The organism is Neobacillus sedimentimangrovi (genome assembly GCF_010614825.1).
Taxonomy (GTDB): Bacteria; Bacillota; Bacilli; order Bacillales; family Cytobacillaceae; genus Neobacillus; species Neobacillus thermocopriae.
On record NZ_JAAFZF010000001.1, the window covers coordinates 213,248 to 228,253 of the forward strand.

A 15,006-nucleotide genomic window follows, 5' to 3' on the forward strand; every position below is an offset into this window, starting at 1 on the left:
AATCCCAAGCAATTAGCTTGGGATTTTTTATTAGCTTGGGATTTTTAATTCTAATTTTTGACGGAGCTTTTCAATCATATCTTTTGTCATCTTGTCTAAATCATAATCATAGCTGAATCCCCACTCTTCTTTAGCTGCAGTCGAATCAATAGAATTTGGCCAGCTTTCAGCAATTTGTTGACGAACTGGATCCACATTATAAGAAATTTTAAATCCAGGGATATATTTAGCAATGCTTGCCGCAATTTCCTCCGGATCAAAACTCATCGCACTAACATTGAAAGAATTGCGGTGAACTAATTTTGCTGGATCTGCTTCCATTAAATCAATAATGGCTTTTAACGCATCAGGCATATACATCATATCCATGTATGTGCCTTTATCGATATAACTAGTGTATCGACCGTTTTTAACTGCTTCATAATAAATTTCAACTGCATAATCTGTCGTACCACCGCCAGGAGGTGCAACATAAGAAATTAAGCCTGGGAAACGTAATCCACGAGTATCTACATCAAATTTATGGAAATAATAATCAGCCAATAATTCCCCTGCTACTTTGTTTACCCCATACATTGTAGTAGGGCGCATAATCGTATCTTGTGGTGTATTATCTTTTGGAGTCGAAGGTCCGAATGCTCCAATAGAGCTTGGTGTAAAGAATTGCGCATTGACCTCTCTAGCTGTCTCCAATGCATTCATAAGTCCGCCCATATTTAAGTTCCATGCAAATACAGGCTTAGCTTCAGCAGTTGCTGATAAAAGCGCTGCCAAATGCATAATGGTATCGACTTTGTATTTTTTGGCAGTCTCAACCATTGTTTTTAGATCTGTTACATCTACTATTTCAAATGGACCTCCTTGAGCGGCCTCACTGTCATTCTTTTTTATATCGGTAGCAATAACATTATCAGTACCATAAATTTCTCTAAGTTTTAAGGTCAATTCAGAACCAATTTGACCTAAAGCACCTGTAATCATTATTCTTTTCATGTTGTTTCTCCATCCTTATTGTTTATTTCATTATATGATTCCCATTTCTTTTCCGACTTTTTCATAAATCGAAATGGCTTTATCTAACATTTCCTTAGTATGAGCAGCTGTTGGCATATTTCTTACACGTCCAGTCCCGCGTGGAACAGTTGGGAATACGATCGCCTTAGCATAAACGCCTTCTTCATTGAGTCGTTTACTGAATTCTTGTGTAAGTGTTTCATCACCAATAATACATGGTGTGATTGGAGTTTCACTGTTGCCAATATCAAATCCTAAATCTTTAAGACCTTTTTTCAGATAATCTCCATTTTCCCAAAGCTTTTTATTTAGATCAGTGCTTTCTGATAAAATTTCAATCGCACGGATGCTTGCTGCTACATCAGCTGGTGTTAACGCTGTTGAGAATAAAAATGGTCTGCTTCGAACTTTTAACCAGTCAATTAGATTGCGTTTTCCGGCAACATAACCACCAACAACTCCGATTGCTTTTGACAATGTACCAATTTGAAAATCAATTTTATCTGATAAGCCAAAATGTTTAACAGTACCTGCGCCGTCACCTAATACACCTGAACCATGAGCATCATCTACATATGTAATTAGGTCATATTCTTCGGCAATTTGTACGATTTCTGGCAATAAAGCAATATCTCCATCCATAGAGAAGACGCCATCAGTAATAACCATGATTTTCTTATATAATCCACTCTCTTTAGCTTCTTTTGCCTTAGCACGTAAATCATCCATATCAGAGTGGTTATAACGAATAATTTTAGCCTTTGAAAGACGGCATCCATCAATGATCGATGCATGGTTTAACTCATCGGATAAAATCGCATCGTTCTTATCCATAACAGCAGAGATTGCCGCCATATTACAATTAAACCCAGACTGATAAGCAATTGCTGCTTCCGTGTGTTTAAATTCAGCCAGCTTTTTCTCAAGTTCAACATGAAGTTTTAAAGTACCATTGATGGTACGTACCGCTCCAGCTCCAACCCCATATTTTTCAATAGCCTCTTTTGCAGCTTCTTTTAAGCGGTTATCTGTTGCCAATCCTAAATAGTTATTAGAAGAAAGGTTTACAAGTTCTTTTCCATTAATTGTAATCATCGGACCATTCGGGCTATCTAATGGATCGATGACATTATATAAACCTCTACCTTTTAAATCTTCCAGGTTTTCATTTAAAAACTGTTCTAAAATGTTACTGGACATTATAAATCCTCCTTATTTAAAATCATGGTTATTGTCATTTAGAAAAATACATTTGTCCGTCTGTAGAGGACATTTGAAATCCTTATAAACCGCATCGCTAAAGGATTTCCCTCTTATACTTTACCACAAAAATTCAAAAATGTTCATCCCCTGAGGACAATTTTTTTAAAAAATTTTTTTCTTTTTTTAAATTGCCCAAAATAGAGAGATCTTCTTCATAAGAATTAATTGACAAAGTTTTAAAGAAATCCGAACAAATGTTAATAATAAAAATTAAACATTCGTCTTTTTCATAAAAAAAGATTGAATTGATATTTTTCCGTGGTATAATGTGAATAAAATTAATACGTTTCACTCATATAATCGCGGGAATATGGCTCGCAAGTTTCTACCAGATTGCCGATAACAATCTGACTATGAGTGGGTAATGAAAAGTCCTCAATTTTTTAATTGTGGATGTATTCCTTATTATCTTTTGGATATTAGCCCAAGGGACATTGCCACACTCATGTAGTAGTGAGCAATACTCCTTGGGTTTTTTATTTTTCCTAAAATGGAGGTACATCATGAAGTTATTAGAACAAAGGATCAAAAAGGATGGAAAAGTCTTATCGAATCAAGTATTAAAGGTCGATTCCTTTTTAAATCATCAAGTGGATCCACAATTAATGATGGAAATAGGCAAAGAATTTTCAAAACGTTTTGCTGATGAAGGTATTACAAAAATTGTCACCATTGAATCATCCGGTATTGCACCAGCTGTAATGACTGGATTATATATGAATGTTCCCGTTGTCTTCGCTAGGAAAAGAAAGTCTCTCACCTTATCTGAAGGATTATTAACAGCGTCCGTGCATTCTTTTACGAAAAATGTAACGAATGAAATATCCGTTTCTCAAAATTATTTAAATAAAGAGGATAAAGTTCTTATTATAGATGATTTCTTAGCTAATGGGCAGGCCGCACTTGGTTTAATTCATATCGTTCAACAAAGTGGTGCTCAAGTAGCAGGGATCGGTATTGTCATTGAAAAGTCATTTCAAGATGGCGCTGAAATGTTAGAGAAACTTGGTTATAGAGTAGAATCCCTAGCAAGGATTTCTTCCTTAGAAAACGGAAAAGTAACATTTAAAGGTCAAAAAGCGGAGGAACTTGTATCATGAAAAATAACCCATTAAAAACAGCATCTTTAGGAATTCAACATGTTTTGGCAATGTATGCTGGAGCTGTCATCGTTCCATTAATAATTGGTGGTGCACTCGGCCTAACTAATGAACAACTAGCTTATCTTGTTTCACTTGATATTTTAACAAGTGGAATTGCCACGATATTACAAGTATGGCAAAATCGCTTTTTTGGTATCGGCTTACCTGTTGTACTAGGCTGTACCTTTACAGCTGTTGGTCCAATCATCTCCATTGGCGATCAATATGGACTATCGGCTATTTATGGATCGATTTTGGTTTCAGGTATTATTATTATATTAATTGCAAGATATTTTGGTAAATTAATTCGATTCTTTCCACCTGTAGTAACGGGTTCAGTTGTTACTATCATTGGACTTACACTTATTCCAGTTGCCATGAATAATGTTGCCGGCGGACAAGGAAGCCCAGATTTCGGTTCCTTATCCAATATCGCACTTGCTTTTGGAACATTAACGTTTATTATCATCCTTTACCGTTTCTTTAAAGGATTCATTCGTGCGATTTCTATTTTATTGGGTTTACTGGCTGGTACGATTGCAGCTGTATTTATGGGAAAAGTGGACTTTACAGCTGTAGAAGAAGCGTCCTGGTTCCATTTGATGACTCCGCTTCATTTTGCTACACCTTCTTTTGAAATTGCACCAATCATCACTATGACACTTGTTGGAATTGTCAGCTTAGTGGAATCTTCTGGTGTCTATTTTGCTCTAAGTGATATTACTGGAAGAAAACTCACAGAAGACGATCTTGTAAAAGGTTATCGCGCAGAAGGTCTTGCAAGCGTAATTGGAGCTTTATTTAACTCTTTTCCGTATACAACCTATTCGCAAAATGTAGGGCTTGTCCAATTTTCAGGCGTTAAAGGAAAAAATGTTATTTATACAATGGCAGGTATTTTAATCTTTTTAAGTTTAGTTCCAAAAATTGCTGCATTAACCACCGTTATCCCAACTGCTGTACTTGGTGGAGCGATGATAGCTATGTTTGGAATGGTTATTGCATCGGGAATAAAAATGCTAAGCAAAGTAGATTTTTCTTCTCAAGAAAACTTATTGATCATTGCCTGCTCTGTAGGTATGGGATTAGGAGTAACAACCGTTCCTGATCTTTTCAACCAACTCCCAGAAAGCATTAAAATATTCACAAATAGTGGGATTGTTGCAGGAAGCCTAACTGCGATTGTATTAAATATTATTTTTAATGTAGTGAAACCTATACGAAAAAGCCGTGTGGCAAATACATTGAAGGCATCTTAAAATAATCACGTATCCAAATTCTCTAATTATACAGATACTACCGCTCAGAGTATGAAACTCTGAGCCTATTTTTTATATAAACTTTTGTAATACAGTAGCTTGCCCATTCCTTGTTTCAATTTCTGCAAATGCGCCATTGATAAAAGTAATTTGTGGTGGAACGTGCCCACAATCAATGTTATAGATGATTGGGATTTGCAGTTCTTCAAACAATTCCTTATAAACCTCTTCTACTATATATCCATTGACAGGTGTATTAGCTGGACTTCTACCGAACATAATTCCTGAACAATGACTAAACCAACCGGCTAATTTCATTTGAATAAGAGATCGACGCAGATCGGTAGTTGACAGCTCACAATTTTCAAGAAACCAAATAATCGGTTCATCTTGTATATACTTTTTCCTAAAGTTTGATACATCTCCATAGGGTGTCCCAATAATATGCCTGATAATATCAATACACCCTCCAAGTAGACGGCCCTGTATCTTCACTTCATTGTTTGATATGGTTTTCCAATAGGTTTGTTCGGTTAAATGGAATACACACGGTGAAGGATTATCAAACTGCCATTCTTTTTGAAATTTTTTTGATGAGTATTGTTTGATTGACTCGCCTTTTTTAGTAGATAAAACAGACTTCCACATTGCTGTCGTTTCATCTGTATATTCTCCTCTTATATCCACGAAATTAGGACCGTGTGCAGTTGCCATTCCAGTTTTTAACGTAATAGCTAATAATAATAAACTCGTATCAGAATAACCTAATATCCACTTCTGTTTAATATTTTCGAAGTCTATATATTCAAGCACCTCAATAAGTAACTCTCCACCCCATGGAGGAAAAATCAGCTGGATATTTTCATCCTGCATCATTTTATTAAATTCATCAGCGCGAATTTTAGCTGAAGAAGACCTTACTTTGTCTTGAGTCCAAACCGTATCACCAAATAATACATCAAAACCTCTAGATTTCATACGGTTTCCAGCCTCTATCAATATTCCATGTAATTCTTTTGGCACTCCTGACGATGGAGCAGTTACCCCTATTGTTACCCTTTCTTTTAGAAACGGATATTTTATCATTAAACAATCCCCCCTTTACCTTTGCATTATTTTAACATCATTTAATAAAATTAGAAAATTTTATATATTTATTAAATAGTTTTTGGTAAAAAATAGAATTCAACTTACACTTTTACAAATACAAAGGTTCAAATCATATGCGATTTGAACCTTAAAATTTAATTTTATTTTTACTTCTATACCAAAAACGTACATTCAAGCATCACCGTCTACATTATTATTAAATTTATGTGCATCTAACCGATCATCTGAACTCAACCATGGCTCTGTATTGGTATCTCTTATTCTTTCGTCAGAGCTAGTTGAATTTGCATTAGATAGACCGTCATTAAAGTCAATGTTGTCGGATGGCCCATCAGGAGTCGAAGAGAATAAATTATTCATTGCCTCAGTGTTTTCATTACTCCCCTCAAAATCAGGTTTAATTGCTGAAAATGTATCTAATAATGAATCACTTGCTCCATCTTGATTATCATCATTTGATCCAGATCCCTTTGTAATTGTTATCGGTGATATATAGACAGCTCCTCCGAAATTGACGATTCCCCCAGATATTGTATTGATCGAGATGCAGCTTTTTTTATCATCCAATTTCATACATCCCTCCATTTCGTTAAAATATTTTATTTATAAGTAAAAAAATCGTTCTTATAGAGTAAAAATTTCCTTTTTTAAATTAACAATTTATATAGAACCGAATAATCTTTTAACTATTATTAAAATCTAGCAGAATCCGTAAAAATCTAGTAATATGAAGGAATATATTTCAATTCTTGAACAAAGCGAGGATTTATTAAAAATATGAGCTTACTAACTGTCGAAAATTTATCACATACATTTGGAGACCGTTTATTATTTAAGAACGTGTCCTTTCGATTATTAGAAGAAGATCATGTCGGTCTTGTTGGTGCCAATGGAGTCGGAAAATCAACCTTAATGAATATTATTACTGGACAATTAATCCATGATGCTGGGCGAGTCGAATGGACTCCAAGCGTTCATTATGGATATTTAGACCAGCATACAGTGCTAACCCCAGGTAAAACGATACGTGATGTACTACGTGATGCCTTTCTTCCACTTTTTGAAAAAGAAAGAGAATTAAATGAAATTACGGCGAAAATGGCAGACGCTTCCCCGGAAGAACTTGAAATTCTATTAGAAAAAATGGGAGAAATTCAGGATGTCTTGGATGCAGGTGGTTTCTACACGTTGGAAATAAAAATTGAAGAAACAGCCCGTGGTTTGGGTCTAGATGCCATCGGTTTAGATCGAGACGTTGTCACACTAAGCGGTGGACAGCGAACAAAAGTTCTCTTGGCAAAACTACTTTTAGAACAGCCAAAAGTTTTGTTACTCGATGAGCCGACAAACTACTTGGATGCTGAACATATTCAATGGCTTCAATCCTATCTTAAAGATTACCCGTATGCATTTATCTTGATATCCCATGATACAGAATTTATGAATCAAGTAACAAATGTTATTTTTCACTTAGAATTTTCAAAGTTAACTCGCTATACAGCAAGCTACGAAAAATTCCTTGAGCTGGCTGAAATCAATAAAAATCAGCATATCCAAGCGTATGAAAAGCAACAAGAGTTTATAAAAAAACAAGAGGAATTTATTGCTCGCAATAAAGCCCGCTATTCCACTACTGGCCGTGCAAAGAGCCGCCAAAAAATGCTGGACCGGATGGAGCGGATTGATCGTCCTGAAACCTATGTCAAGCCAACTTTTGAATTTAAGGAATCTAGAAGTAGCAGTCGCTTTGTCTTTGAAGCAATAGATTTGGAAATTGGGTATGCTCACCCTCTGCTTCCGAAAATGAATTTGACACTGGAGCGTGGCGAAAAAGTAGCGATTATTGGCTGCAATGGTGTTGGAAAATCAACATTACTTAAAACAATGTTAGGAATCATTAATCCTTTAAAAGGGAAAATTGAACACGGTGATTTCCTTTTCCCTTCCTATTTTGAACAAGAGGTGAAAGCTGGAAATATCACCCCAATTGAAGATGTTTGGAATGAGTTTCCACATATGGATCAACACCAAGTCCGAGCTGCTCTTGCTCGCTGTGGCTTAAAAAATGAGCATATTTCTAGGCCATTGAATCAATTAAGTGGTGGTGAACAAGCAAAGGTTCGCCTCTGTAAGCTTATGATGAAAGAAAGCAACTGGATTCTGTTCGATGAACCAACCAATCATCTTGATGTAGATGCTAAGGCTGAATTAAAGCGAGCTCTAAAAGCTTATAAAGGAACTGTTGTACTTGTCTGCCACGAACCAGATTTTTATTCAGATTGGGTAACAAAAGTTTGGAATATTGAAGAATGGTCACAACAAACAACATAAAAAATCCCCCTGTCATAAGGCAGGGGTTTTAAAATTTATTCATCCAATTGATCATTAAATTGGTATAAGTAGATTTTTTGGACATTTTCATAAATAACACTAACATTGGACCTAAAAGTACAAGGAATGCGTTGGAGGAAGCAAACTTGTTTTGTAGTTTGCTGTTAATTGCCCTACCCGATTCTGATCGTTTTATTAAATTGTCTAAACAGGGCTTATCAATTGCTTGTATTGTGCTGATACTTTCTATTATCCTATAGTAAGAGTTATGAGAAACATGATAATTGAACCATTTAGGGAGTGGAATTCCTTTGCAAACAAAAAAAGCTTTACCAATCTTATTTGCAATAATGTTTTTAGTGATGGTTGGTTTTGGAATTATTATTCCAGTTCTTCCTTTTTACGCTGAAGAAATTGGTGCCAATCCAACTGAATTAGGTCTATTAATGGCTGTTTATTCCCTCATGCAGTTAATTTTTGCACCTTACTGGGGAAGATTATCGGACCGTATTGGCAGAAAACCAGTAATGATGATAGGTATAGGAGGATTAGCCCTCTCCTTTTTTATCCAAGCCATATCGACGGAACTTTGGATGCTATTTGCAGCGAGAATATTAGGAGGACTTCTCTCTTCTGCCAATATGCCGACTGCCATGGCTTATGTTGCTGATATAACAACAGAAGAAAATCGGGGTAAAGGAATGGGAATAGTTGGTGCCGCAGTAGGGCTTGGCTTTGTCTTCGGACCTGCTATCGGTGGAATTTTTTCAAAAATTAGCCTTAGTATGCCTTTTTATATAGCAAGCGCTTCTTCTTTGGTAACATTAATCCTTGTTTCTATCGTATTAAAAGAATCCAGACAGAAACAAAGTGACACTTCCCATAAAAAAGAATCCATCTGGAAATCATTTAATAAAAATGTAAGTGTATTATTTTTTGTCCAACTATTAATCTCCTTATCACTTTCTGGTCTGGAAGCAACATTTGCTTATTTTGCAGCCCAAAAAGCAGGCTTAAACACAGTACAGCTTGGTTACATATTTATGATTATGGGCTTTGCCGGTGCGATGGTACAAGGCGGATTAGTCGGCCGATGGACAAAGAAATATGGGGAAAGTGCTGTTATTCAAGGTGGAATGATCGTTTCTGCTATTGGCTTTGCTCTCATTTTGGCGGTCAACAATTTTTTAACAGCAGCCATCTTTTTATCAATCTTTGGAATTGGTAATGGGGTTATTCGCCCAAGCGTCTCATCCCTTTTAACCAAATTGTCAACGACTGGGCATGGAAGCTCAACTGGGCTTTTATCATCATTTGATTCATTAGGTCGAATTGTTGGACCTCCACTTGGCGGATGGCTATTTTCCATATCAATCGGACTCCCTTATATTTCAGGGGCAGTAATTACGATTGCTGCATTAGCTCTTTTTCTAGTTTTCCGTCAAAAACAAATGAAGCCATCAAACATGTCATAATTAAAGGTATATGTTGAAAGGACAGGCATATAATGGGTTACGAGGATTCAGTGAAAAAGGAGCTCGGTTCCCTTGAAAAATAAAACCTATTTATATGCATTTTTCCTTATCATTACTTTAGGTTTTGTCGCTTATCTTGACTCACCGATTTCAATCATCAATAGAAGCATCTCCTATTCAGCTGAACAGCCTATTTTATCCGAACCAGTGAGTGTCCAACCAAGTGATAAAACTGAAATTATCAAAAAACTCGAAAGTGCAGAGAAAGACAATGGCTACATTATTGAAACGTACAGAGAATATGAAATTAAACGGGATAAAAACGGGAAAATTACGGAAGAAATTCCAACATCAATAACTGAGACATTAAAATATTATGATTACAAGCTAAATTAATAAATGGCCCCTAAGTTCTCGTCTAACCATTAGGGGCCGTGTCTCATTAAGAAAAGCAATTTCCTGTGAGACATACCTTTAATGAACATTAATACTCTTTATAAACACATAAAGCTACGTAAGCTAAACGCATTACTAAAGAACATGCCGTTTATTAGTAAAAAAAATAAGGATATGAAAGAAAAAAGACCATTGAATGGTCTTTTTTCTTAAATGCGATACTCCTTTTCAAAAAACCAACCATTCAAAAATCTTTGGTTTAATTTTTTGGATATCTCCTATTCTTTCCCAATAAAGCCGTTGCAATTGCGCTGAAAAAACTCCCTAATGCTTCAAACATATACCGTCTACCTCCACAAAGGAAAAAATATACATTATCTCCAATAATACCATATTATTGGAATTTATAATAAAAAACCAGACGATCTATGATTTGTTTTTTGTATATTTCCATATTTTATTATATAAGCTCATATTTAAAAAGTATGAGCCAAATCTTTTGCTCTTGCAATCGCATTAGCTTTTATTTCCTCTGCTTGGTCCGGCTTCGCATTATGACCTTCCACAAATAAACCTTCAAAAGAAGGAACTCCGAAGAATTTCATGATGATATCTAAATATCGATGGCCCATTTCCATTTGCGCTGCAGGCCCTTCTGAGTAAAACCCTCCCCTAGCTTGAATATGAAGAGCTTTCTTATCTGTCAAAAGACCAATTGGCCCGTTTTCTGTATATTTAAAGGTTTTACCAGCAACAGCTACTGCATCAATATAAGCTTTCATAACTGGAGGAAATGAAAAATTCCATAATGGTGTAACAAAGATATATTTATCCGCATTAACAAATTGATCACAAATTTCAGAAAGTCTCCCTACTTTGGCTTTCTCATCAGTGGATAGCTCCTCTAACGCCTTCCCTTCTCTTAGCTTCCCCCAACCATTAAATACATCTGTATCGATCTGAGGGATATATTCCTTATAGAGATCTATATGGGTAATATCATGAGAAGGATGAACTTCTTTATAAGTATCAATAAACGCTTTTCCTACAGCCATACTATATGACTTCGTTTCATCATGTGGATGTGCAGTTATATATAATACTTTTGTCAATTTTCATCAACCTTTCTTTCATTTCATTTTTCATTTAGTTTGTGAAAAATGAAAAATATTATCTAATGACAAATACCTCATTTACATCCAATACTGTTTATTTTTACATGAATTAATTCAATCCTGGACATCATCGAAATTTCAATCAATGGAGTAAAATTTGCTTAAATACTTAGAGGAATTTTGGATCACTCCTAATCATAAAAGATATACTAGAGTAAAAAATACATCCGTCGGAATTTAATGAGTTCTTGTTCAACGATTAATTTTTCGGGAGGTATCGTTTAATATAAATAAGGTAAAAAAAGAACCTTTGAGCATATGTCAAAGGTTAAAGGAAGAGCTTCACGTATGGACGTAAACTCTCTTAAAAGTAGGAGGTCTAAACACAGAAGAATTTTTACAAATGTATTTTACCATTTTCTAAATATTCAATCCATCATTTAAAGCTGTAAAGTGTAAAAGTGAATCAAAAGTCGGAATTATTCTAATTCGATTGTTACAATTCCTTCCATTCCCCATCCTTCTTTATGCCTATTTATTTTTAAAAAAGTTGTTATAATCAGATTGACAAACATGTATATACAAGTTAAAATGAAAACGTAATCACAACTTGTATATACAGGTTAACGATTAATGCTTATGAAACCGCAATCATTCACCTGTAAAACATACAAGACATCTATAAAAAAGAGGAGAATCTTGGGAGTATTCCCATTTTGACGGGGGGAAAATTAATGACAAAGTTCACTGAACCTGCAAAAGAATTGGTTCAACACATTGGCGGTAAAGAAAATATCGCAGCGGTCACACATTGTGCTACAAGAATGAGGTTCGTATTAAATGACCCGAGTAAAGCGGACGTAAAAAAAATTGAATCCATTAAACTTGTAAAAGGTACTTTTACACAAGCAGGTCAATTCCAGGTTATTATCGGTAATGAAGTTGCTTCATTTTATCAAGAATTTATTAAAATTGCTGGTGTAAGCGAAACTTCTAAAGAGGAAGCGAAAGTCGCAGCTAAACAAAACATGAACTGGCTACAGCGAATGATTGCTCATCTTGCTGATATTTTTACACCATTAATTCCAGCTCTTGTAGTTGGCGGTCTCATTCTCGGTTTCCGAAACGTCATTGGTGATATCAAATTATTAGAAGAGGGAACAAAATCAATTATCGAAGTATCCCAATTTTGGGCAGGAGTCCACTCCTTCCTATGGCTGATTGGAGAAGCAGTCTTTCACTTCCTTCCTGTCGGCATCACTTGGTCCATTGCTAGAAAAATGGGAGCCTCACCGATTCTTGGAATCGTATTAGGGATTACTCTCGTTTCACCACAATTATTAAATGCATATGGCGTAGCAAGTGCTGAAGAAATTCCTGTTTGGGATTTTGGCTTTGCCAAAGTTGAGATGATTGGATACCAAGCACAAGTCATTCCTGCGATTTTAGCCGGATTTTTATTGGCTTACTTAGAAACGAGATTACGTAAAATTGTTCCAAACTCCATATCAATGATTGTTGTTCCATTTTTTGCATTAATTCCAACTGTATTAATTGCCCATACAGTTTTAGGCCCTATCGGATGGACAGTTGGATCTTGGATCTCTGATATTGTTTACTCTAGCTTAACTTCTGCATTTGGCTGGTTGTTTGCAGCAATCTTTGGTTTTGCTTATGCTCCACTTGTTATTACTGGTCTGCATCATATGACAAATGCAATTGATCTACAGTTAATGAGTGAATTTGGCGGTACAAATCTATGGCCAATGATCGCATTATCAAATATTGCTCAAGGATCAGCGGTTGTAGCAATGATTTATCTAAATCGTAAAAATGAAGAAGAAAAACAAGTATCCATACCAGCTGCTATATCTTGTTACTTAGGAGTTACAGAGCCAGCTATGTTTGGGATTAATTTAAAATATGGATTCCCATTCCTCGCTGCAATGATTGGTTCAATGACAGCGGCAGTTGTATCAGTTGGTTCCAATGTAATGGCGAACTCCATCGGTGTTGGTGGTCTTCCAGGTATATTATCTATCCAAGCACAGCACATGATTATGTTTGCTGTTGCAATGGTTGTCGCAATTGTTGTGCCATTCCTATTAACTATTGTTTTTGCAAAAACCGGTATGAACAAATTTTCATTAAAAAAATAAAACTCCATGTAGGAGGGAGTACATCTCCCTCCTTTTCACATTAAAATAATAGGCAGGTGTTTAAAGTGTCAGCAACATGGTGGAAAAATGCTGTCGTTTATCAAATCTATCCAAAAAGTTTTAAAGATACAACAGGAAACGGGACTGGTGATCTCCGTGGTATCATCGAAAAACTCGATTATTTAAAGAAGTTGGGTGTAGACGTACTTTGGCTCACGCCTATATATAAATCACCACAACGAGATAACGGATATGATATTAGTGATTACTATTCCATTCATGAAGATTATGGAACAATGGAAGACTTTGATGCCCTACTCGACGCTGCCCATCAACGAGGGCTAAAAATCATGATGGATATCGTTGTCAATCACACATCTACCGAACATGAATGGTTTAAGCAATCAAGGTCGTCTAAAGATAATCCTTATCGTGATTTTTATATTTGGAGAGATGGAAAAAATGGACAACCTCCTACGAACTGGCAATCTAAATTTGGAGGATCAGCTTGGGAATTTGATGAACACACAGGTCAGTATTACCTACACTTGTTTGATGTTACACAAGCAGACCTCAATTGGGAAAATGAAAAGGTTCGTGAAGCCATATATGAAATGATGCATTTTTGGCTGAAAAAAGGGGTTGATGGGTTCCGCCTTGATGTTATTAATTTAATCTCAAAAGATCAACAATTCCCTGAAGATGACACTGATGGGCGAAAATTTTATACAGATGGTCCTAGAATTCATGAATTCCTTCATGAAATGAACGAGAAAGTTTTTTCAAAATACGATATGATTACGGTCGGTGAAATGTCTTCCACCTCCATTGATAATTGTATCAAGTATACTAACCCAGATCGTGAAGAACTTAACATGACTTTTAGTTTCCATCACCTTAAAGTCGATTACCCTAATGGAGAAAAATGGACCAAGGCTGATTTTGACTTCTTAGCATTGAAAAAGATTTTGTCAGATTGGCAGATCGAGATGAATCGGGGCGGTGGCTGGAATGCCCTTTTCTGGTGTAATCATGACCAGCCTCGTGTTGTTTCACGTTTTGGGGATGATAGTAAATATCACACTGAATCGGCGAAAATGCTAGCAACCGCCATTCATATGATGCAAGGCACCCCATATATTTATCAAGGTGAAGAATTGGGTATGACGAATCCAAATTTTGATTCTATTGAAAAATATCGTGATGTCGAATCATTAAATATGTTTCATATCCTGAAACAAAAAGGTCTTGAGGAAAATGAGATTATTGAAATTTTAAAACAAAAATCACGGGATAATTCGCGTACACCTGTACAGTGGAACTCCAGCAAAAATGCCGGATTTACGACTGGAACTCCATGGATTGATATAGCAGATAATTATAAGGAAATTAATGCAGAGAAAGCATTGCAAGATCCTGATTCTATCTTTTATCATTACCAAAAATTAATTCAATTACGTAAAGAGTATGATGTTATAACCGAAGGTAATTATGAACTATTATTAGAGAACAGCAATGATATTTTTGCCTATGTCAGGACGTATGGTACAGAAAAACTGTTAGTCATAAACAATTTTTATGGTAAAGAAACAAAAGCGGTTCTCCCTTCTTCTTTAAATCTTGATGAATGGAAGAGTGAAATGTTAATCTCTAATTACAAGGATTCTTCGGAGCTTAGAAAAGAAATTCCTCTTCGACCGTATGAATCCATTGTGTATTATTTAAAAAAGTGATTGGAGATC

Annotated in this window: 12 protein-coding genes and 1 riboswitch; of the genes, 7 read left to right on the top strand and 5 right to left on the bottom strand. The window is 35.7% G+C overall.

Annotated features, from left to right (window positions below; translation table 11 throughout):
• Positions 1–30: 30 nt before the first annotated feature.
• Complete coding sequence (locus GZA11_RS01090) at positions 31–993, bottom strand: L-threonine 3-dehydrogenase (protein WP_163182583.1); 963 nt, start codon at positions 991–993, stop codon at positions 31–33.
• A gap of 30 nt (positions 994–1,023) precedes the next feature.
• Positions 1,024–2,214 carry a glycine C-acetyltransferase gene (locus GZA11_RS01095; RefSeq protein ID WP_038535146.1) on the bottom strand — a complete coding sequence of 397 codons (1,191 nt, stop codon included), beginning with the start codon at positions 2,212–2,214 and terminating at the stop codon, positions 1,024–1,026.
• 335 nt (positions 2,215–2,549) lie between these two features.
• A riboswitch (purine riboswitch) is annotated at positions 2,550–2,651 on the top strand.
• Positions 2,652–2,780: 129 nt separating this feature from the next.
• Between GZA11_RS01095 and GZA11_RS01100 the strand changes: the two genes are divergently transcribed.
• On the top strand, positions 2,781–3,377 hold the full coding sequence (locus GZA11_RS01100) for a xanthine phosphoribosyltransferase (RefSeq protein WP_038535142.1): 597 nt from the start codon (positions 2,781–2,783) through the stop codon (positions 3,375–3,377).
• Complete coding sequence (locus tag GZA11_RS01105) at positions 3,374–4,678, top strand: nucleobase:cation symporter-2 family protein (protein WP_038535140.1); 1,305 nt, start codon at positions 3,374–3,376, stop codon at positions 4,676–4,678. Before GZA11_RS01100 ends, GZA11_RS01105 begins: the two co-directional genes overlap by 4 nt.
• A 72-nt stretch (positions 4,679–4,750) precedes the next feature.
• Here GZA11_RS01105 and GZA11_RS01110 read toward each other — a convergent pair whose 3' ends face one another.
• Positions 4,751–5,764 carry a S66 family peptidase gene (locus GZA11_RS01110; RefSeq protein ID WP_038535138.1) on the bottom strand — a complete coding sequence of 338 codons (1,014 nt, stop codon included), beginning with the start codon at positions 5,762–5,764 and terminating at the stop codon, positions 4,751–4,753.
• A 195-nt stretch (positions 5,765–5,959) separates the two neighbouring features.
• Entirely contained in the window at positions 5,960–6,361 is a 402-nt protein-coding gene (locus GZA11_RS01115; protein ID WP_038535135.1) for a hypothetical protein, read from the bottom strand.
• A gap of 204 nt (positions 6,362–6,565) precedes the next feature.
• Here GZA11_RS01115 and GZA11_RS01120 point away from each other — a divergent pair, with 204 nt between their 5' ends.
• The 3 genes from GZA11_RS01120 (at position 6,566) to GZA11_RS01130 (ending at position 9,990) form a co-directional block, all read left to right on the top strand.
• On the top strand, positions 6,566–8,119 hold the full coding sequence (locus tag GZA11_RS01120) for an ABC-F family ATP-binding cassette domain-containing protein (RefSeq protein ID WP_038535134.1): 1,554 nt from the start codon (positions 6,566–6,568) through the stop codon (positions 8,117–8,119).
• A gap of 311 nt (positions 8,120–8,430) precedes the next feature.
• Entirely contained in the window at positions 8,431–9,594 is a 1,164-nt protein-coding gene (locus GZA11_RS01125; RefSeq protein ID WP_038535132.1) for an MFS transporter, read from the top strand.
• A gap of 72 nt (positions 9,595–9,666) precedes the next feature.
• Positions 9,667–9,990: a hypothetical protein gene (locus tag GZA11_RS01130; protein ID WP_038535131.1), complete on the top strand. Its 324-nt coding sequence runs from the start codon at positions 9,667–9,669 to the stop codon at positions 9,988–9,990.
• A gap of 476 nt (positions 9,991–10,466) precedes the next feature.
• Here GZA11_RS01130 and GZA11_RS01135 read toward each other — a convergent pair whose 3' ends face one another.
• Positions 10,467–11,102, bottom strand: coding sequence for an FMN-dependent NADH-azoreductase (locus tag GZA11_RS01135; protein ID WP_038535129.1), 636 nt, complete (start codon positions 11,100–11,102; stop codon positions 10,467–10,469).
• 737 nt (positions 11,103–11,839) lie between these two features.
• On the opposite strand from GZA11_RS01135, the gene treP reads away from it, so the two are divergent.
• Positions 11,840–13,264, top strand: a complete 1,425-nt coding sequence (gene treP / locus GZA11_RS01140; RefSeq protein ID WP_163182584.1) for a PTS system trehalose-specific EIIBC component — start codon at positions 11,840–11,842, stop codon at positions 13,262–13,264.
• Positions 13,265–13,329: 65 nt separating this feature from the next.
• The gene (treC, locus tag GZA11_RS01145) at positions 13,330–14,997 is read left to right on the top strand and encodes an alpha,alpha-phosphotrehalase (RefSeq protein WP_163182585.1); all 1,668 of its coding nucleotides are present in this window, start codon (positions 13,330–13,332) and stop codon (positions 14,995–14,997) included.
• Positions 14,998–15,006: the final 9 nt, after the last annotated feature.